Genomic DNA, 19,685 nt, shown 5'->3' with positions numbered 1-19,685 from the left:
AACCGCGTGCCGCCCGCTATTGCAGCGCGAGCCAGCGATCCACCGCCGGTTCCGCGGCCGCCCATTTCCATCCGCCGGCGCGGCGGCAGGCGGTGGCTGCGAAAACGCCGGAGGGCGGGCTTTCCGTTCCTTCCGGCGTGAGGGAAAAGAGCACCTCGCGGCAGGAGGCCAGCGGCGTCTCGATCACCCGCGTCACCTCCATGCGCCCTTCGGCGTCGCGCCAGCCGAAGGGCAGGCCATGCTCCACCTTCCAGGCCTGCGCCTCGCCGGGAGGCAGGCGGCCGGCCTCGGCGGCGATGGCATCCTGTTCCTCGGTGCGCAGCGACCGGAACCAGGAGGAGAAGGCGTAATCGACCGCGGTGCGGATGCCGAGGCCGACGGCATATCCGACGGCGGGGTTGGAGGTGAGGCTACCGACGGCGATGCCGCCGATGCCGCCCGCAGCGGCGCCGGCATTCTTGCCGGAACTGCCGTTCTCGCACCCCGCCAGCAGCACCAGCGCCAGCACCGCCGGCGCGAAGGTCGCCCGGTGCCTCATTGCAGGGAGCCCCAGCGCTCCGTGGCCGGTTCGGCGCTGGCCCATTTCCAAAGATCGCCGCTGCGGCAGATGATGGCGGTGTAGAATTCCGCCCGCTCCAGCGCCTCGTCATCCTGTTGCTCGACCGAGAAGACGATTTCCCGGCAGGAAAGGCCCAGCGCGCCGATCTCCCGGGACACGGTGACGCGACCCTGTTGGTCATAGGCCAGCGGCACGCTGTGGGTGATCGACCAGGTGGCGACCGCGCCCATCGGCAGGCCCCCCGCGGCGCGGGCGATGCTGTCCTGCTCCGCCTGATGCAGCTCGCGCTGGGTGTATTCCAGGCCGGCGCGCGCCAGGGATTGGACGCCCAGGCCGATCCCGGCCGCGACGGCGCCATTGTCGCTGATCGCGCTGGAGAGGGCGGCGCCCGCCAGACCGGCGACGTCGGCCGTGCTTTCACTGAGGAAGGCATTGCAACCAGGCAGCGCGAGCAGCGCGGCCAACAGCATTGCGACAGGCTTCATGCGATCCGGCCATTCCCCCCTGTGTTCCATTCTGTCTGACACAGGGTGGGCAGCAGGCAAAGCCGTATGCAGGCCGGAATGGGATTGTTCCCTTCCATTCCGGCCGAAGATGGCTGGCAGTTCCGGGATCAGGAAGGAAGCGGACACCGGCGCGGATTCATTGCGTCGCAGCGAATCCACGTCTCAATACCGTCCGCGGCAAGCCGAATGGTTTCTTGTCTTTAACAAACATTAACCTTTGAGATCAAAGGCTCAAAATGGCCGTCACCTTCAACAGCACCCCGTACTCGGCTCGCCCGGGTTGGCTTGTCCGAATTGGCGGACGCGGCGGCTTCAAAGCCTTGCCAGCACGCGATCGATGAAGGCGCCCGCGCTGCCCAGATAGTTGGCGGGATCGGTGAGGCGCGCCACCGCCGCCGTGTCGAGGGCGCCGGTGACGCAGGGATCGCGGCCCAGCGCCTCTGCCAGCGGCACGCCCTCGGCCAGGGCGATGTCGCAGGCGTGGTGCACGGCGTCATGCGCGCCGCCGCGGCCAAGATGCGGCGCGAGGCCCATCATCACCGCCTCCGCCACGATCAGCCCGCCGGTGCTGTCGAGGTTGCGCCGCATGCGCGCGGCATCCACCGTCATGCCTTCCGCCACGGTGATTGCCTGGGACAGCGCCCCATGCGCCAGGGTGAAGGCCTGCGGCACGGCCAGCGGCTCAGCCTGCCAGGGGCCGGTGCCGCGCTCCTGGTCCACCGGCATGGCGTTCAGCATCTGCGGCACCAGGGCGGCGACCCCGCGCGCCTGGGCGATGACGTATTCGCAGGAAATCGGGTTGCGTTTCTGCGGCATGGTGGAGGAGCCGCCGCGGCCGGGCGCGTGCGGCTCGAACACCTCCGCCACCTCGGTTTGCATCAGCAGGATCACGTCCGTCGCGAACTTCGCCAGCGCGCCGGTCAGCAGGCCGAGGAAGCAGACCGCCTCCGTCACTGTGTCCCGCGCCACGTGCCAAGGCGCGTCGGGCGCGGCGAGGTTCAGTTCCCTTGCCAGTTCCTCCGCCACCGCGATGCCCTGGTCGCCCAGGGATGCCAGCGTCCCGGCCGCGCCGCCGAACTGCACCTTCAGGATGCGCGGCTCGATCTGGTCCAGCCGTTCCCGCATGGTGATCAGCGGGGAGAGCCACATGGCGCATTTATAGCCGAAGGTCAGCGGCAGGGCGTGCTGAAGATGGGTGCGGCCGGCCATCACCAGGTCCCGGTGTTCGCGCGCCTTGGCGGCCAGCGCGGCGTTCAGCCGGCCGAGATCCTGGCGGATCAGCGCGAATGCGTCCCGCATCTGCAGCACGATGGCGGTGTCGACGATGTCCTGGGTGGTGGCGCCCCAATGCGTCCAGCGCCCGGCCTCATGGCCCACCAGGGCGGTGAGCTGCTTCACCAGCCCCACCACGGGATAGCCGGTGTTCTGCGTGGCGCGTGCCAGCGCCGGCAGGTCGATCTTTTCCAGCAGCGCATGCTCGGTGATGGCGGCGGCGGCCTCGGCGGGAATGATGCCGAGGCGGGCCTCGGCGCGCGCCAGCGCCGCCTCCACCTCCAGCATGCGCGCCAGAAAGGCGCGCTCCCCGATCACCGAGCGCATCGCGTCGGTGCCGTACAGGACCGACAGCACGGGGCCATCGGCGGGATTCACGGACAGCATGGCGCTCAAGCCTCCCCCGGAGCGTGGCTCATGTCTGCTCCTGCATCTCGCCAAAGGCCTGCTTGGCCAGCTTCAGCGCGTGGTTCGCCACCGGCACCCCGGCATAGGCGCCGACCTGCAGCAGCACCTCCGCCAGTTCGTCCGGCGTCACGCCGGTCTGCTTGGTGGCGCGGACATGCAGCACGAATTCCTCATGCCGGCCGAGCGCCGCCATCATCGCCAGCGTCAGCAGGCTGCGGGTGTGGCGCGGCAGGCCAGGGCGGGTCCAGATCTGCCCCCAGACATTACGGGTGATGTAGTCCTGGAAGGGCTGATCGAGCGCCGTGACATTGGCCGCGGCGCGCGCGACATGCGCCTCCCCCAGCACCGCGCGCCGCATGGCGGAGCCGGCGGCCAGGAAATCCTCCATCGGCGCGACCTGCGCTTCCAGATGCGCCAGCATGGCGGCACTCAGCGCCTCGGCCGCCTCGAAATTCGGAATGTGGTTGACGCCGGGCAGCACCACCATCGCGGCGCCGGGAATGCTGCCGCGCAGTTCTTCCGCGGCGGCGATGGGGGAGGCGGGATCGTGCTCTCCCACGATCACCGTGCAGGGCAGGGCGATGCGGCCGCGGACCTCCTCGGCCCGCGCGTCGCGAAGAGCGGCGGCGGCGGCGGCATAGCCGACGCGGTCGGTGCGCAGCAGCATGTGGCGCAGGCCGCGCGCCGAGGGCGTGGCGGGGTCCATCACCCAGCGCGGCATCACGATGTCGGCCAGCACCTCCGTTCCCCTGTCCAGCACGGCATCGATGCGTTCCTGCCAGGTGGCCGGATCGGGGAACTCCATCGCCGTGTCCACCAGCATCAGCGAGGCGACACGCTCCGGCATGTCCGCCGCGAGCTGCTGCGCGATGCGGCCGCCGATCGACAGGCCGGCGACATGCGCCTTCGGGATGTCCAGCGCATCCAGCAGGGCGACAACGTCCTGCGCCAGCCCCTTCATGCTGTAGTCGCCCGGGGTTACGCCGGTCAGGCCATGGCCGCGCATGTCAGGCCGGATGATGCGCCAGCGCCGCGCCAATGCCGCCGCCTGCGGGTCCCAGACATGCTGGGTGGTGCCGATGGAATGCAGCAGCACCACCGGCGGCGCGTTCTCCGGCCCCTCGACGACGCAATGAACCAGGTGATCCCCGATCTGGACGAACATTTCCTCAGCTATCCCAGCAAGCCGTGCGAAGGGGCACGGACGACCCTGACGTGAAGCCTCGTCCTGCGGCGGCGGCCGGTCAACCCTGCGCTCTAGCCCGACAGCCAGCGCAGCAGCCCCAGCGACAAGCCGGGAAAGGCCACACACAGCACCAGCCGCACCAGATCCATCGCCAGATAAGGCATCACGCCGCGATAGATGCGCGACATCGGCACATCGCGCGCCAGCGCCGACACCACGAAGACGTTCAACCCGATCGGCGGCGCGGTCAGCCCGATGCCGACCACCACCAGCACCAGGATGCCGAACCAGATCGCCACCTCATCCGGCGGAAGGCCGAAATCCAACGCGGTCACCACGGGAAAGAACACCGGCAGGGTCAGCAGGATCATCGCCAGCTCGTCCATCACGGCGCCCAGCACGATATAGGCGAGCAGCAGCAGGGCCAGCACGCCATGGGGCGGCAGCGCCCGCTCGGTGATCCACAGGGCCAGCAGGTCCGGCGCCTGGGTCAGCGCCAGGAAGGCGTTGAACACCTCGGCGCCCAGCAGGATGGCGAAAATCATCGCGGTGGTCTCGGCGGTGCCGCGCAGCGCCTCGACCAGCCCGGAGCGGCTCAGGCTGCGCCGCGCCAGCGCCACGGCCAGCGTCGCGACCACGCCGATGGCGGCGCTTTCCGTTGGCGTGAACACGCCGCCATAGATGCCGCCCACCACGGCGACCGCGATCAGCAGCACCGGAATCACGGCGCGGAAGGCGGCGCGCTTCTCGGCGGAGGAAAGGGCGGGAGCGGGCGGCATTGCCCCGGGCCGCAGCCGCGCCAGGATGACCACCGCCAGCATGTACAACAGCATCGCCAGCAGGCCCGGAACCAGCGCCGCCATGAACAGCGAGGCGATGTTCTGTTCCGTGCTGATCGCGTAGACCACCAGGATCACGCTGGGCGGGATCAGGATGCCCAGCGTGCCGCCCACGGCGACCGTGCCGGTGGCGAGGCCCGGGTCGTACCGGAAGCGCCGCAGCTCCGGCAGCGCCGCGCGGCCAAAGGTCGCGGTGGTCGCGACGGAGGAGCCGCACACCGCGCCGAACGCCGCGCAGGCGCCGATCACGCCGATCGCCAAGCCCCCGCGCCGCCCGCCGACCAGTGCCTGCGCCGCGGTGAACAGGTCGCGCGCCAGCCCGCCCCGCTCGGCCACCGCGCCCATCAGGATAAAGAGCGGGATCACGGAAAAGGTGTAGTTGGCGAACAGGTGGTAGGGTGTGGCCTTCAGGTAATTGCCCAGCGCCTCCCATCCCAGGATGTGCTGGTAGCCGAGGGCGCCGACCAGCAGCATGGCCAGACCCACCGGAGCACGCAGCGCGATCAGCGCCAGCAGGCCGGCGAAGGCGGTGCCGGCCTGCAAGAATTCCTCGCTCATGCGCGCAGATCCCCCCGGAGCTGCCGCCACGCCACCCAGATCGCGGCCAGCGCCGTGGCGCCGAAGGCCAGGGCGCCAAGGGCGATGGCCCACCATTGCGCCACGCCCAGCACCATGGAGCGCGTGCCGCTGGCCCACGCATCCGCGGCACCCAGCGCCATGCGCCAGGCCAGCAGCGCCGTCGCCACCGCCCAGGCCAGGTTCCACAGGGCATCCACCGCATCGTTGATCCGCGCCGGCAGCCAGCCGGTGAAGCTGTCCACCAGGATGTTGGCGCGCATCAACGTGCCATGGGCCAGGAAGCCGAACACGGCGAGGCCGGAGCCGATCTGCACCAGCTCGAAATCGCCGGGGATCGGCTGGCCGGTGATCCAGCGCAGCAGGATGCTGGCCGTGGCCAGAAGGGCGGTGGCCAGCAGCAGAACGCTGCCGGCCAGCATCAGGGCGGTGGCGAGGCGCGGGATGGCGCCGTCACGATCAGGCGCCATCAGGCGGCGGGTCTCCTGGATGCGGGCTCAAGGCGTCAGGCGGCGAACTGGTCGAAGGTGGCGCGCGCCTTGGCCAGCAGCATCTCGCCGCCACGGTCGCGCATCTGAGCGAGCCAGGCATCGGTGACCGGCTGGCAGGCTTGGCGCCAGCGCGCCGCTTCCTCGGCAGTGATCTCGATCAGCGTGTTGCCGCGCTTGCGGGCGGCCTCGGAGTTCTGCACCGCCTGCTGGTCCAGCGTGCCGCCGACCAGCGCGGCGGCGGCCATGCCGGATTGCTCGTCGAGCACCTTGCGCAAGGCATCGGGCAGGGCGGCGTATTTCGCCTTGTTCATCGCCAGCACATTGGTCGCGGTGTAGAAGGTCGGGCGGCCGGGGATGCTGGTGTGGTTCTTCACCAGCTCCTGCAGCTTGATCGACGGCACCACCTCCCACGGCACCACGGCGCCATCCAGCACGCCCTGGCTCAGCGCCTCCGGCACCTGCGGCACGGGCATGCCGATGGGCGCCGCCCCCAGCGCGCGCAGCCCTTCGCCCGCCTGCCGGGTCGGGAAGCGCAGCTTCATGCCCCGCAGATCCTCCATGGCCTGCACCGGGCGGCGGGAATGGATCAGCCCCGCATCATGCGCCCAGAACACCAGCGGCTGCACCTCGCCGAATTCCTCGGCCAGATGCTTGCTGGCGAAGGCCTGGCATGCGCGCGCATTGGACACGCCGTCCTTGTTGGCGATGAAGGGAAGCTCCAGCACCTCGATCTTCGGGAAGCGGCCGGCGGTGTAGCCGGGCAGGGTCCAGACGATGTCGGCCACGCCGTCGCGCGCCTGGTCGTAGAGCTGTGGCGGCGCGCCGCCGAGCTGCATGGAGGGAAACAGGCGGATCTTCAGCCCGCCATCGGTCGCGTCCTCGATTTCCTTGCTCCAGGGCTGCAGGAAGTTGCGATGGATGTTGGACACCGCCGGCAGGAAATGATGCAGGCGTAGCGTCACCGATGCCGACTGGGCGCGGGCGATGCGTGGCGTCGCCAAAGGAGCCGCGAGAATCCCAGCCACGAGGGCGGGCAGGTGGCGTCGCTGCACCATGGTTCGTGAGTCCTCCCCGAAGGCGGCGGATCGCCGCACCAGCAGCGTGGCGGGGCGCAGGCCGCTGTGCAAGCGTCCGGCGGTTGCACCGGACCCTGCCCGCAGGGATGTTCCGCGCCGTTGCGGGGCCCATCCGCGCAACGGCGCAGCGCGGGGGGTGTTGCTGCGGTGATGCCGCCTGCAGACCATGATCCGATGAACGGTTCCGAGTTGCTGACCCCGGCCCAGATGGCCGAGGCTGATCGCTCCGCCATAGCCGCCGGCCTGTCCGGCCTGGGGCTGATGAATGCCGCCGGCGCCGCCGTGGCGCGCGCGGTGCGCGCCCGTTTCCGGCCCTGCCGCGTGCTGGTGCTGGCCGGGCCCGGCAACAATGGCGGCGATGGCTATGTGGTGGCGCGGCTGCTGGAGCAGGCGGGCTGGCCCGTGGCGGTGGCCGCCCTGGCGCCGCCGCGTCCCGGCACCGACGCCGCCCTGGCCGCCGCCGCCTGGCGCGGCCCGCGCCATGCCCTGACGGCGGGAGAAATCGCCCGGGCCGGGCTGGTGATCGACGCGTTGTTCGGCGCCGGGCTGCAACGCGACCTGGACCCGGGCTTGGTGGACCTTCTGCGCGGCGTCACCGCCCCTGTGGTGGCGGTGGACGTGCCGTCCGGCGTTGACGGCGCCACCGGGCAGGTGCGCGGCTTCGCGCTCCGCGCGGCGTTGACCGTCACCTTCTTCCGCCGCAAGCCGGGGCATCTGCTGCTGCCGGGCCGCGATCTGTGCGGGGAACTGGTGCTGGCGCCCATCGGCCTGCCGGACGCCGTGCTGGAGGGCATCGCGCCCCGCAGCTTCGGCAATGGTCCGGCGCTGTGGCACCTGCCGCGACGCGATGCCGGCAGCCACAAATACAGCCTGGGCCATGTCACGCTGGTGGCCGGTGCCGCCATGCCGGGCGCGGCGCGGCTGGCGGCGGCGGCGGCGCGGCGGGCCGGCGCGGGGCTGGTGACGGTGGCGGCGCCGGATGGCGCCACCGCCGCCCTGTTGCGTGGCGCCGAGCCCGGCCTGCTGGTGCGCGACGATCCGCCCGGCGCGCTGATCGGGGATGCGCGGCGCAATGCCTGGCTGCTTGGCCCCGGCGCCCCGCCGGGGAAGGACATCCTGGAATTGCTGCGCGACTTGGCCGGGGCCGGGCGGCTTGTGGTGGCGGATGGCGGGGCGCTGACCGCCGCCGCCGGCGCGCCGGACCGGTTGCGGGGCGCCGCGGTGCTGACACCGCATGCCGGCGAGTTCGCCCGGGTTTTCGGCCCGATCGGCGATAACCGGCCCGAAGCCGCGCGCGCGGCGGCGGCGTTGTGCGGATCGGTGGTGCTGCTGAAAGGCTCCGACAGCATCATCGCCGCGCCGGATGGGCGGATGGCGATCAATGGCAACGCGCCGCCTGCCCTGGCCACCGCCGGAAGCGGTGATGTGCTGGCCGGCCTCGTGGCCGGGCTGATGGCGCAGGGTATGCCGGCCTTCGAGGCCGCCGCCGCCGCCGCATGGCTGCACGGCGCCGCCGCGTCACGCGCCTTGCGCGGCGGGCCGCCGGATCAACCTTTGATTGCCGAAGATGTGTTGCCGGAAATTGGCCCCGCCATCGCTTCGGCACTTCCCGGATAAGACTGGACTGCGCCAAACTGATCACCAGATATTTCTGCAGATTACCAATCTGGGGTCCGAGCCCGAGGGTCGAGGAACTGCATGTCCGACATCGCCATTCTTCCTTCGGAATCCGAGGGGTTGTTCGACCGGGCGCTGAAGCGTGTCACCTTGCTGTGGCGCGACATGGCGGCCTCCGTCAGCGGCCCGGCCGAGAACGCCTCCTGGGAAACGCGGATGCGCGACTGCCTGGAAGCACGCGGTGGCGAGGTTTCGGCCCGCAACCGCGCCGCCAGCCTCGCGCAATCCTACCTGACGCTGGATGAGGCGGGCCGCGCCGATTTCTTCCGCGCCCTGGCGGGCTTCGACTCCGATGCCGCGGCGGTGGAGATGGCCATGCGCGAGGTCAGCGCCGCCCGTGACGCCGCCACGCGGGCCAGCGCCAAGGCGAAGCTGCGCCGCACGCTGGAACCGCCGCGGGTGCGCCTGCTGACGCAGTTCACCACCATCCCGGATGGCATGAAGTTCCTGGTCGATCTGCGGGCCGACCTGAACCGACTGATGGGCAAGGACCCGATGCTGGGAGCGTTGGATGCCGATCTGCGCGGCCTGCTGGCCAACTGGTTCGACATCGGCTTCCTGGAGCTGCGCCGCATCGACTGGCATTCGCCGGCCGCGCTGCTGGAGAAGCTGGTGGGCTATGAGGCGGTGCACCGCATCCGCACCTGGCGGGACCTGAAAAACCGCCTCGATTCCGACCGGCGCTGTTATGCCTTCTTCCATCCGCGCATGCCGGAGGAGCCGCTGATCTTCGTCGAGGTGGCGCTGGTGCAGGGCTTGTCCGGCTCGGTGCAGAAGCTGCTGGACGAGAAGGCGCCGGTGCAGGACCCGCGCCGCGCCGACACCGCCATCTTCTATTCCATCAACAACTGCCAGCGCGGCCTGGACGGGATCTCCTTCGGCAACTTCCTGATCAAGCGGGTCGTGGCGCTGCTGCGGGAGGAACTGCCCAACCTGAAGACCTTCTCCACCCTGTCGCCGATCCCGGGGTTCCGCCGCTGGCTGGAGGAGCGCACCAGCGAGGCCGAGCCGAAGCTGCTGACGGAGGAGGAAGCGAAGCAACTCGTCGAATGGTCAGGGCTCGAAAGCGGCGACGCGGCGCTGCGCGCGCTGCTGGCCGGACCACGCGCGCTCGCCGGCAGCTGGGGCCTGAAGGCAGAGCCCGTGCTGACCCGGCTTTGCGCCCGCTACCTGATCAGCGAGGCGGGGCGCGGCGGCAAGCGGGCCCGCGATCCGGTCGGGCATTTCCACCTGTCCAACGGCGCGCGGGTTGAGCGCATCTGCTGGCGCGGCGACGTCTCCGAGAAGGGGATGCGCGAAAGCCTCGGCTTCATGGTGAACTATCTCTACGACCCGGCGAAGATCGAGGATTACCACGAGGCCTATGTAGGCGAGGGCAGCCGGGCCGCCACGGCCGCGCTGCGCAGGCTGGCGCGCGGCGGGCCGCAGTGACGCGCCTCACGCGGCGAGGGCCAGGCGGGGCAGGGTTTCGAAGCCGGGGCGGCCGATCAGGTAGCCCTGGAACAGCATGATGCCGAGATCCTGGAGGACGCGGAACTCGGCCTCCGTTTCGATGCCTTCCGCCACCACGTCGCAGCCGAGATCGGCGCATAGCGATACCATGTGGCGTATGATGCTGCGCCGCCGCGAATCCTGGTCCACGCCGCGCACCAACGCCATGTCGAGCTTGACCGCGTCGGGCTGGAAGTCGGCCAGCAGGGTCAGCCCCGAATGCCCGGCGCCGAAATCGTCGATGGCGGTGCGGAAGCCAATCTCCCGGTAGCAGGCCAGGATGCGCAGCAGATGCGCCGGGTCCTGCATGGCCTCGTTCTCGGTGAACTCGAAGATCAGCCGGTCCCGCGGCAGGGCGGTGCGCTCGGCCGCGGCCAGGGTGGCGCGGATGCAGGCGCGTGGCTCGTAGACGGCGTTGGGCATGAAGTTGATGGACAGCCGCGCTTCGGTTTCGGTCAGGCCCAGCGCGGCCGCCATCTCGATGGCGCGGACGCGGCAGGCCTGGTCGAAGGCGTAGCGGTTCGCTTCGGTGACTGTGCCCAGCACGCCGCCGGCGCCTTCTCCCGCGGGACCCCGTACCAGCGCCTCATAGGCATAAACCCGCCGGCCCGCGGCATTCGAGCGCAGGATGGGCTGGAACGCCATCGACAGGGGCGGCAGGGCCGATGCCGGCCTTCGGCAGCCCTGGCATCCGGCGGAAGGGGGGACGGCCATCGGATCACGCTCCGGCTTGAAAGCGGCGACGTTGCGCCAAATCGATTGCCATCTCGTGAAGGTGCCCGGCTTGGTGCCGGCGCAGGTTTTCACTAGCCTGTCCGGGTCCAGGAACGAAGCAGCAAGGAAGCCCTCATGAACGCCACTCCCGACCCGCGTGGGCTGCGCCCGGCTGAAGATCCCACCCGACGCCTGAAGCTGCTGCGTGCCGTGGAGCGCAAGCTTCTCTGGCTGTCGGCCTGGACCATCCACAACGCCAACCACATCCGCCCCAATCGCGACGGGCTGAAGGTCGGCGGGCACCAGGCATCCTCGGCGTCGGTGGCGGCGATCATGACGGCGCTGTATTTCGACATCCTGCGGCCGCAGGACCGGGTGGCGGTGAAGCCCCATGCCGGGCCGGTGTTCCACGCCATCAACTACCTGCTCGGCCGGCAAACGCGCGAGAAGCTGGCGACGCTGCGCCAGTTCGGCGGCATCCAGCCCTATCCCAGCCGGATCAAGGACGGGCCGGAGGTGGATTTCTCCACCGGCTCGGTCGGGCTGGGCGTGGCGCTGACCTCCTTTGCCTCCCTGGTGCAGGATTACGTGCACCTGCACGGCCTGGCACGGGAAGGCATGCCGCGCGGCCGCCACGTCGCCATCGTCGGCGATGCCGAGCTGGACGAGGGCAACATCTACGAGGCGCTTCTGGAAGGCTGGAAGCACGACATCCGCGATGTCTGGTGGGTGATCGACTACAACCGCCAGAGCCTGGATTCCGTGGTGCCCGACCGGCTGTTCGGCCGCATCGAGGGGCTGTTCCGGGACATGGGCTGGAACGTCGTCACGCTGAAATATGGCCGCAAGCTCGAAGCCGCCTTCGCGCGCCCCGATGGCGAGCATCTGCGCCGCTGGATCGATGACTGCCCGAACAGCCTTTATTCCGCGCTGACCTTCCAGGGCGGAACGGCGTGGCGCAGCGCCATCCTGGCCGAGCTGGGCCGCATCCCCGGCATCCGCGCCATCATCGATCCGCTGGATGACGCCGAACTCGGCGCGCTGATGACCAATCTCGGCGGCCACGACATCGAGACGCTGTGCGAGGCGTTCCGCGCCCAGGAGGCGGCGGGCGACCAGCCCACCTGCTTCATCGCCTACACGGTCAAGGGCATGGGCCTGCCTTTCGCCGGGCACAAGGACAACCATGCCGGGCTGATGACGCGGGAGCAGATGGAAGCCTTCCGCGCCGAACTGAACATCCGCGAGGGCCATGAATGGGACCGCTTCGAGGGGCTGGGCCTGCCCGAGGCGGAACTGGAAGCCTTTCTCCGGGAGATTCCCTTCGCCGCCCCCCTGGCGCCGGAAGGGCGCAGCCTGGTGGCGCCGCCCGTGCCAGTGCCGCCCCTGCTGCCGGCGCCCCGCCTGCCGCCCAGCCGAATGCTGTCCACCCAGGCGGGCTTTGGCGAGCTGATGGCCGAGATCGGCCGGGGCCAGAAGGAATGGTCCGCCGTGGCCTCGCGCGTGGTCACCACCAGCCCCGACGTGACGGTGTCGACCAGCCTCGGCCCCTGGGTGAACCGGCGCGGCATCTTCGACCGCCACCTGAAGAACGACGTGTTCCGCGACGCCAAGCTGGCCTCGGCGCAGCGCTGGGGCATGTCGCCCAAGGGGCAGCATGTCGAGCTTGGCATCGCCGAGCAGAACCTGTTCCTGGTGCTGGGCGCGCTGGGCCTGGCCGACCGCATGCACGGGGCGCGGCTGCTGCCGGTGGGCACGGTGTACGACCCCTTCGTCAACCGCGGCCTCGATGCGCTGATCTATGCCTGCTACCAGGATGCGCGCTTTCTGCTGGTGTCCACCCCCTCAGGCCTCACCCTGGCGCCGGAAGGCGGGCAGCACCAGAGCGTCAACACGCCGCTGATCGGCATGGCCCAGGACCGGCTGGCCGCCTATGAGCCGGCGCATGCCGACGAACTGGCGATCCTGCTGCGCCATGCCTTCCACCACATGCAGCAGCCGGACGGCTCGGCGGTATGGCTGCGGCTGTCCACCCGCTCCATCGCGCAGCCGGAGCGGCGGCTCGATCCGCAGGCGGTGATCGCCGGCGGCTACTGGGCGGTGCCGCCAGCGGAAGGCGCGCGCATCGCCATCGCCTATCAGGGCCCGGTGGCGCCGGAAGCCCTGGCTGCCTTCGAGGAACTGCGCGCCGAGGAGCCGGGGGCGGGGCTGCTGGCCATCACCAGCCCCGACCGGCTGCATGCCGAATGGTTGAAGGCGCGCCGCGCGGCGCGGCGTGGCCCGGGCAACCCGCCCTCAACCATTGAAGCGCTGCTGGCGCCGCTGGCCCGCGACGCAGCCATTGTTTCCGTGCTGGACGGCCATCCGGCGGCGCATGCCTGGATGGGCGCCGTGCATGGCCACCGGGTCGTGCCGCTGGGTGTCGACCGCTTCGGCCAGGCGGGGGACATCCCGGATCTTTATCGTGAATACGAGTTGGACAGGGAGGCCATCCTGGATGCCTGCGCCCAGGCCCTGCTCGGGCACTGAGGCATGGAAGGTCGGGTGGGCGACCCCAGGGGTGACGATCCGCCCCCGGTTTCCGTTGTCGCCGGGAGTGTCGCCGCCCGGGCAAGCCATCCCGGCCCGAGCCGGTCAGCGATGTGCAGGCGGGGGCCGCCCATGCCGGTCCTGCCGCGCCACCCTTGGCCGGGCTCCGGCGCTCCAGGTCCTGACGTGACCGGCGGCGGCAACCGATCCGGCGCCGGGCGCGGGGCCGGGCCGGAGGCGGGAGGCTAGGCCGGCCCCATGCCCCGCGCGACCCGCGGCCGATACCGGCCAATCAGCGACTACGGCATTGTGGGTGATACGCGCAGCACCGCCTTGATCGCGCCGGATGGTTCGGTGGACTGGCTGTGCTGGCCGCGCCATGACAGCCCGGCCCTGTTCCTGCGCATCCTCGATGACCTGCGGGGCGGGCTTTGCACCCTGGAAGGCGGCCCGGGGCAGGGCGAGCCGCGCCCGGCCGGCCGACGCTACCTGCCTGGCACCAACATCCTGGAAACCCGGCTGGCCATGGCGGGCGGGGAAGCGGTGCTGACCGACTTCATGCCGCTTCATCCTGTTCCCTTCCTTCCCGCCGAAGGACCGGACGGCGAAGCGGAGGGCCGCTTGATCCGGCTGCTGCGTTGCGCCTCGGGCACGGTCAGCGGTTGGTTCCGCATACGTCCCGCCTTTGATTATGGCCGCCTTCAGGCGGGGGCGCAGGCGGATGCCGGGGGCATCCTGTTCACCGCCGGCGGGCACCGGCTGCACGCCGCCGGCTCGGCGCCGCCGGAGCAGCGGGGCAACGAAGCCTGGATCCCCTTTGCCCTGCGCCAGGGGGAGGAAGCCTTTCTGGTGCTCACCCCTGGTCTGGCCGCGGGGCAGCCCTCGGCCCCGGCCGAGGGCGTGGCGCACCGGCTGGCGCGGACGCGCCGTTACTGGGAGGAATGGAGCGCCCGCTGCCGCTGCCATGGCCCCTACCGGGAAGTGGTGCTGCGCAGCGCGCTTTGCTTGAAGCTGCTGTGCGATGCATCCAGCGGCGCCATGATCGCCGCTGCCACCGCCGGGCTTCCCGGGGTGCAGGGCGGCGGCGGCGATGGTCGCCTGGCTTGCCTGCGCGACGCCAGCGCCACGGCCAGCGCCTTCGCTGAGCTCGGCTATGGGCGGGAGGCCGCCGAGTTCCTCCGCTTCCTGCGTGCCGCCACCGGGGATTCCAGGCCGCTCCCGCGCTATGCGATCGGCGGCCACGGCGGAGCGGGGGAGGTGCTGGCCCATCTGGAAGGCCATCGCGGTTCCGGCCCCGTGCGCATCGGCGAGGTCCACCAGGACCGGTGGCAGCATGGCACCCATGGCGAGCTTCTGTTTCTGCTGCATCTCCAGGCCGGCCGCGCCGGAAGGGTGCCGCAGGGCCTCGGCCGCCGGCCGGAGCAATGGATGCGGGCCTTGGCGGAGCGGGCGCTGGCATCCCGGCATGAACCGGATCACGGCTTCTGGGCCCTGGATGGGCCGCCGCTGCACCATCTGCACAGCAGGGCCATGCTGTGGCGGGCGCTCGACACCGCCGCCCGCTGCGCCCGGGCCCTGGGCCAGGATGAGGCGGCCGTGGCGGGCTGGAACGAGGTGGCCGCGGGGGTCCGCGAGGAATATCACCGCCGCGGCTGGAGCATCCGGCGCGGCGCCTTCGCCATGGCCTATGGCTCAGACCGGCTGGATGCCGCGTTGTTGCGCGCCGTGCTGCATGGCGCCTTCGAGCCCCAGGACCCCCGGATCGCCGCGACGCTGGAGGTCATCCTGCGCGAACTGGCGGAAGGCGACCTGATGCGCCCCCATGACGCCGATGAGGGCCTCCCGGAACGGGAAGGCGCCTTTGTGGCTGCTTCCTTCTGGTTGGCAGGCTGCCTGGCCCTGTCGGGACGGACCCGCGCCGCCAGGGCCCTGTTCGAGCGGCTGCTGGGCCGCGCCAATGATCTGGGGCTGTATGCCGAGGGCTTCGCCTTCGGGACCGGCGACTTCCTGGGCAATTTCCCCTGCGCTCCCGTCCAGGCGGCGGTGGTCAACCAGGCCTTGCGGCTGGAAGCCGGCATCGGCCGCTTCGGGTTGCGGGACTAACCTTCCGCGCGGCCCCGGAAATAGGTTTCGAGGCGCCGCATGGCTTCCCGCGCCAGCGCCCTGTCCACCGCAAAGCACAGGCGGAGCTGCCCCTGGCCCTCGGGGCCGAAGGCGGTGCCCGGCGCCAGCCCCACCTTGGCTTCGCGCAGAAGGCGAATCGCCAGGGCCTTGGCGTCGGTTTCGCCCGCCACCGAGAACATCAGGTAGAAGCTGCCTTCCGGCGGCCGCACGGTGATGCCGGGAATGGCCGCCAGACCCTCCGCGAAGACGCGGCGGCTTTCGCGGCAGCGCCCGACCATGGCGCGGATGAAGTCGTCTCCTTCCTCCAGCGCGGCGATGCAGGCGTGCTGGATGAAGGTCGGGATGGAGGTGGTGTTGTACTGGCTGAGATTGTCGAAAACCTCCGCCAGCCCTTCCGGGAAGATCAGCCAGCCGGCGCGCCAGCCGGTCATCGCCCAGTTCTTGGAGAAGGTGTTGGAAACCAGCAGCCGGTCATGCGGCTCGCATACCTCCAGGAAGGAGGGGGCGATGCTGTTGCCATAGGTGAAGTGGTTGTAGACTTCATCTGACAGGATCCAGAGACCGTTCGCGCGGGCGAGATCCCGCAGCGCCACCATCTCAGCCTTGCTCATCACCCAGCCCGTGGGGTTGGAGGGGGAGTTGATGGCGATGACCCGGGTGTGCGGCGTGATCGCCGCCTCGATCGCCTGCAGGCGCAGGCTGAAGCCGCCATCCGCGCCGCGGTCCAGCCCGACCGGAACCGCGACTCCGCCCATCACCTGCACCGTGGCGGCCAGGTTGGGCCAGTGCGGCGCGGGAAAGATCACCTCGTCGCCCGGGCTCAGCACGGCCTGCATCGCCTGCATGATGGCGTTCATGCCACCGGCGGTGACGGTGAAGCGGCTCGCCGGCACCTCCACCCCCCAATGCCGCCGGTGGTAGTCGGACAGCGCCTGGCGCAGCCGGGGCAGGCCATGGGCGTAGGTGTAGCGGGTGTGGCCGGCCCGCATTGCCGCCGCGGCGGCTTCCACCACGAAGGGCGGCGTCGGCAGGTCGCCCTCGCCGATCCAGAGCTTGATGACGTCCGGGTCCTCCCGGCCGAGATCCGCCACCTCCGCGATCTGGTTCAGCGACAGGGCCCTGATCCGGTCCGGCAGGTCGTCGAGCGGGGTGGCCGGCAAGGTGTGGCGGAGGGGTGCGGTGACGCTCATGGGGGCGGGAACCTCGGGCGCGAAACGGCCGGCGAAGGGCCGGCCGCATCCTGTGTGACGCCGCCGCCCGGGGCATGCAAGACAGCCCGCGGGCGGCTGCGCTCTTTCAATGCGGCCGCCACTGCGCTAAACGCGCCGGCTCATGAACGCCTGGCGCGTGGGCGTCGTGGGTCTTGGGCGGGCGTGGTGGAATTGGCAGACACGCTGGATTTAGGTTCCAGTGGCGCAAGCCGTGGGGGTTCAAGTCCCTCCGCCCGCACCATCCTGGCCCTCCCCGAAGCGTGCCGGCAAACGACCTGATGATTTCTCTAGGAGCGTTGGTGTGGCGATGCAGGTGACCGAGCTGGCAGCCGAGGGGCTGAAGCGGGCCTTTACCGTGGTGGTTCCGGCGGCTGACATCGCCGCGGCGCGCGATCAGCGCCTGGTGTCGCTGGCCAAGGACATCCGCCTGCCGGGCTTCCGCCCCGGCAAGGTGCCGATGGCCGTGGTGAAGCAGCGCTATGCTTCCGCCGTGATGAGCGAGGTGCTGGAGCAGCAGGTCCAGTCCGTGACCCGCACCGTGGTCGAGGAGCGCGGCCTGCGCCCGGCCATGCAGCCGAAGATCGAGCTGGTGTCCTTCAAGGACGATGCCGACCTCGAGTTCCGCATCGAGCTGGAGCAGATGCCGGAGATCCAGCTTCCCGACTTCGCCGCCATCGAGCTGGAGAAGCCGGTGGCGAAGGTCGGCGACGAGGACGTGACCAAGGCGCTGGAGGGCATCGCCGCCCGCAACCGCACCATGGAGGACGTCACCGAGGACCGCGCCGCGGCCCAGGGCGATGTGGTGGTGACGGATTTCATCGGCCGCCTGGTGGAAGGCAAGGAGCTGTTGTCGGGCGCCCCGGCCGAGGCCTGGAAGCTGTCGCAGGCCGGTGGCACTGGCAGCCTAGAGGCCGCTGAAGGCGGTGCGGTGGCGAAGCTGTCCGGCGCCGATGCGGCGCGCGTGACCTTCGCCTCAGGCTTGGCGGTCGAGGGCGGTGAGCCGCTGACCCTGTCTTTCCGCTGGACCTCCGATGCCGCGCCGGCCGAGGCCGCCAAGGCGGTGGTGTTCTTCGATCTGCTGGACGAAGCGGGCAAGACTGTGCAGTCCGGCGAGGTGCCGGTCGCCAACCCGGCTGAGGCCGAATCGGCGGTGGATGCCACTTGGACCGTGCCGGAGGGCGCAAAGGGCGCCCTGCGTGTCAGCGTTCGGCTGACGCTGGGCCGGAAGGACGACACCAGCCTGACCGTGACGGGCGCGAGCCTGCGCCAGGGTGGTGCCGCCGCGACCGTTGGCGAAGCCTTCCCCGGCGGCACCGGCACCGACATGCCGGTGGAGATCGGCGGCGCCGGCTTCATCCCCGGCTTCGCCGAGGGCCTGGAAGGGATCAAGGTCGGCGAAACCCGCCATGTGGACGTGACCTTCCCGGCCGAATACGGCGCCGCCGAGCTGGCCGGCAAGCCGGCCCGCTTCGAGCTGACTGCCAAGAAGCTGCAGAAGCCCGTGCCCTCGCCGGTGGATGAGGACTTCGCCAAGAAGCTCGGCCTCGACAGTGTCGAGGAGCTGAAGAAGCGCGTCACTGAGAGCCTGCAGGGCGAGTACGACCAGCTTTCCCGCCTGAACGTGAAGCGCAAGCTGCTGGACGCGCTGTCCGCCCAGGCTTCCTTCGAGGTTCCGGCCTCCATGGTCGAATCCGAGTTCGCCCAGATCTGGCAGCGGGTCGAGGCTGACCTGAAGGCCGGCCGCCTGGACGAGGAGGACAAGGGCAAGGATGAGGACACGCTGAAGGCCGATTACCGCGCCATCGCCGAGCGCCGCATCCGCCTGGGCCTGCTGCTGAGCGAGATTGGCCGCACCAACAACATCCAGGTGACCAACGAAGAACTGTCCCGCGCCATGCAGGCCGAGGCCCAGCGCTACCCGGGCCAGGAAAAGCAGGTCTTCGAGTTCTTCCAGAAGAACCCGCAGGCGATCGACGGCCTGCGCGCCCCCATCTTCGAGGAGAAGGTGGTGGACTTCATGCTGGAGCTCGCCAAGGTCACCGAAAAGGAAGTTCCGGCCGGCGAGCTGTCCGCCGACCCGACGGTCTGAGGCCGGCCTGCCGGGGCGCCCGCCTGGGGCGCCCCGGAGCGGGAGGGTGTCGCCGCCCGGAGACCAGCGGCAGGGATGAATCTTGATTCCGCCGCGCAACCATCTCCGCGCCCCCTCTTTCCCCCGCGCGGCGTCTGCACCATGTTAACAATTGAAGTCTAGGGTGGACGGCGGCCGGGAGCGGCCGGGGCGGAATCGGCAGGGGCCTTTTCCGTGGCCCGGGAGCCCCGCCACCGCGGAAGGATGCAAGATGCGGGATCGTGATCCGGTCGAAACCTACAACAACCTCGTCCCGATGGTCATCGAGCAGACCGCCCGGGGGGAGCGCGCCTTCGATATCTATTCGCGCCTGCTGAAGGAACGGATCATCTTCCTGACCGGGCCTGTCTACGACCAGATGTCGTCGCTGATCTGCGCCCAGCTGCTGTTCCTGGAAAGCGAGAATCCCAACAAGGACATCGCCTTTTACATCAACAGCCCCGGTGGCGTGGTGTCCGCCGGCCTCGCCATGTACGACACCATGCAGTACATCCGGGCGCCGGTGTCCACGGTTTGCCTGGGCATGGCCGCCTCCATGGGCAGCCTGCTGCTGACCGCCGGCGCCAAGGGCAAGCGATTCGCGCTGCCGAACAGCCGGATCATGGTTCACCAGCCTTCCGGCGGTGCCCAGGGCCAGGCGACCGATATCGAGATCCAGGCGCGCGAGATCCTGTCGCTGCGCAAGCGGCTCAACCAGATCTACGTCAAGCACACCGGCCAGCCGATCGAGGAGATCGAGCGCAAGCTGGAGCGCGACAGCTACATGTCGGCGGAGGAGGCGAAGGCCTTCGGCCTGATCGACGAGGTGGTCGAGGAACGCCCGGCGGGTCCGGCGGCCGAGGCCCCCAAGGCATGAAACGGTGCCGGGCGGATCGTTCCTCCCGGCGCCTGAGCGGCG

The 19,685-nt window shown here is 70.3% G+C and carries 14 protein-coding genes, 1 tRNA gene and 2 pseudogenes; 8 read left to right on the top strand and 9 right to left on the bottom strand.

All coding sequences use genetic code 11. The features are described from left to right. Positions 1-16: 16 nt before the first annotated feature. The 7 genes from F0Q34_RS13765 to F0Q34_RS13735 all read right to left on the bottom strand — a co-directional run bounded on the left by F0Q34_RS13765 (position 17) and on the right by F0Q34_RS13735 (position 6,964). On the bottom strand, positions 17-538 hold the full coding sequence (locus tag F0Q34_RS13765; protein ID WP_149812793.1) for a hypothetical protein: 522 nt from the start codon (positions 536-538) through the stop codon (positions 17-19). Then, positions 535-1,044, bottom strand: a complete 510-nt coding sequence (locus F0Q34_RS13760; RefSeq protein WP_206668020.1) for a hypothetical protein — start codon at positions 1,042-1,044, stop codon at positions 535-537. The genes F0Q34_RS13765 and F0Q34_RS13760 overlap by 4 nt, the downstream gene beginning before the upstream one ends. A gap of 333 nt (positions 1,045-1,377) precedes the next feature. Beyond that, the gene (gene pcaB, locus F0Q34_RS13755; protein WP_149812791.1) at positions 1,378-2,724 is read right to left on the bottom strand and encodes a 3-carboxy-cis,cis-muconate cycloisomerase; all 1,347 of its coding nucleotides are present in this window, start codon (positions 2,722-2,724) and stop codon (positions 1,378-1,380) included. Positions 2,725-2,752: 28 nt separating this feature from the next. Beyond that, positions 2,753-3,910 carry a bifunctional 3-oxoadipate enol-lactonase/4-carboxymuconolactone decarboxylase PcaDC gene (gene pcaDC, locus F0Q34_RS13750; RefSeq protein WP_149812790.1) on the bottom strand — a complete coding sequence of 386 codons (1,158 nt, stop codon included), beginning with the start codon at positions 3,908-3,910 and terminating at the stop codon, positions 2,753-2,755. 92 nt (positions 3,911-4,002) lie between these two features. After that, positions 4,003-5,328 (bottom strand): TRAP transporter large permease, encoded by a 1,326-nt coding sequence (locus tag F0Q34_RS13745; protein WP_149812789.1) that lies wholly within the window; start codon positions 5,326-5,328, stop codon positions 4,003-4,005. Further along, positions 5,325-5,816, bottom strand: a complete 492-nt coding sequence (locus tag F0Q34_RS13740) for a TRAP transporter small permease (protein ID WP_149812788.1) — start codon at positions 5,814-5,816, stop codon at positions 5,325-5,327. The genes F0Q34_RS13745 and F0Q34_RS13740 overlap by 4 nt, the downstream gene beginning before the upstream one ends. Before the next feature lie 35 nt (positions 5,817-5,851). Next, entirely contained in the window at positions 5,852-6,964 is a 1,113-nt protein-coding gene (locus tag F0Q34_RS13735) for a TRAP transporter substrate-binding protein (protein WP_241665483.1), read from the bottom strand. A gap of 123 nt (positions 6,965-7,087) precedes the next feature. Here F0Q34_RS13735 and F0Q34_RS13730 point away from each other — a divergent pair, with 123 nt between their 5' ends. Beyond that, the gene (locus F0Q34_RS13730) at positions 7,088-8,530 is read left to right on the top strand and encodes an NAD(P)H-hydrate dehydratase (RefSeq protein ID WP_241665482.1); all 1,443 of its coding nucleotides are present in this window, start codon (positions 7,088-7,090) and stop codon (positions 8,528-8,530) included. An 81-nt stretch (positions 8,531-8,611) separates the two neighbouring features. Continuing rightward, a complete protein-coding gene (locus F0Q34_RS13725; RefSeq protein WP_149812787.1) occupies positions 8,612-10,021 on the top strand; it encodes a malonyl-CoA decarboxylase in 1,410 nt (469 codons plus the stop codon). A gap of 6 nt (positions 10,022-10,027) precedes the next feature. Here the strand turns inward: F0Q34_RS13725 and F0Q34_RS13720 are convergent, their stop codons facing one another. Then, the gene (locus tag F0Q34_RS13720) at positions 10,028-10,726 is read right to left on the bottom strand and encodes an EAL domain-containing protein (protein WP_149812786.1); all 699 of its coding nucleotides are present in this window, start codon (positions 10,724-10,726) and stop codon (positions 10,028-10,030) included. A 204-nt stretch (positions 10,727-10,930) separates the two neighbouring features. Between F0Q34_RS13720 and F0Q34_RS13715 the strand changes: the two genes are divergently transcribed. Continuing rightward, positions 10,931-13,324, top strand: a complete 2,394-nt coding sequence (locus F0Q34_RS13715; RefSeq protein ID WP_149812785.1) for a 1-deoxy-D-xylulose-5-phosphate synthase N-terminal domain-containing protein — start codon at positions 10,931-10,933, stop codon at positions 13,322-13,324. 258 nt (positions 13,325-13,582) lie between these two features. After that, a complete protein-coding gene (locus F0Q34_RS13710; RefSeq protein ID WP_149812784.1) occupies positions 13,583-15,427 on the top strand; it encodes a glycoside hydrolase family 15 protein in 1,845 nt (614 codons plus the stop codon). Here F0Q34_RS13710 and F0Q34_RS13705 read toward each other — a convergent pair. Then, positions 15,424-16,638: a pyridoxal phosphate-dependent aminotransferase gene (locus tag F0Q34_RS13705; protein WP_149812783.1), complete on the bottom strand. Its 1,215-nt coding sequence runs from the start codon at positions 16,636-16,638 to the stop codon at positions 15,424-15,426. The genes F0Q34_RS13710 and F0Q34_RS13705 overlap by 4 nt on opposite strands. A 177-nt stretch (positions 16,639-16,815) precedes the next feature. On the opposite strand from F0Q34_RS13705, the gene F0Q34_RS13700 reads away from it, so the two are divergent. The 4 genes and pseudogenes from F0Q34_RS13700 (at position 16,816) to clpP (ending at position 19,643) form a co-directional block, all read left to right on the top strand. Next, positions 16,816-16,900: transfer RNA gene (locus F0Q34_RS13700), tRNA-Leu, on the top strand. A 66-nt stretch (positions 16,901-16,966) separates the two neighbouring features. Beyond that, positions 16,967-17,332, top strand: a pseudogene (locus F0Q34_RS13695) (trigger factor); the annotation flags it as partial. Positions 17,333-17,950: 618 nt separating this feature from the next. Then, positions 17,951-18,748, top strand: a pseudogene (gene tig / locus F0Q34_RS13690) (trigger factor); the annotation flags it as partial. Positions 18,749-18,998: 250 nt separating this feature from the next. Then, a complete protein-coding gene (gene clpP / locus F0Q34_RS13685; RefSeq protein ID WP_149812782.1) occupies positions 18,999-19,643 on the top strand; it encodes an ATP-dependent Clp endopeptidase proteolytic subunit ClpP in 645 nt (214 codons plus the stop codon). Positions 19,644-19,685: the final 42 nt, after the last annotated feature.

This window comes from Teichococcus oryzae, assembly GCF_008386565.1.
Classification (GTDB): domain Bacteria; phylum Pseudomonadota; class Alphaproteobacteria; order Acetobacterales; family Acetobacteraceae; genus Pseudoroseomonas; species Pseudoroseomonas oryzae.
Note: the sequence above shows the minus strand (reverse complement) of the source record. Positions and strands in the feature narration are given on the sequence as shown.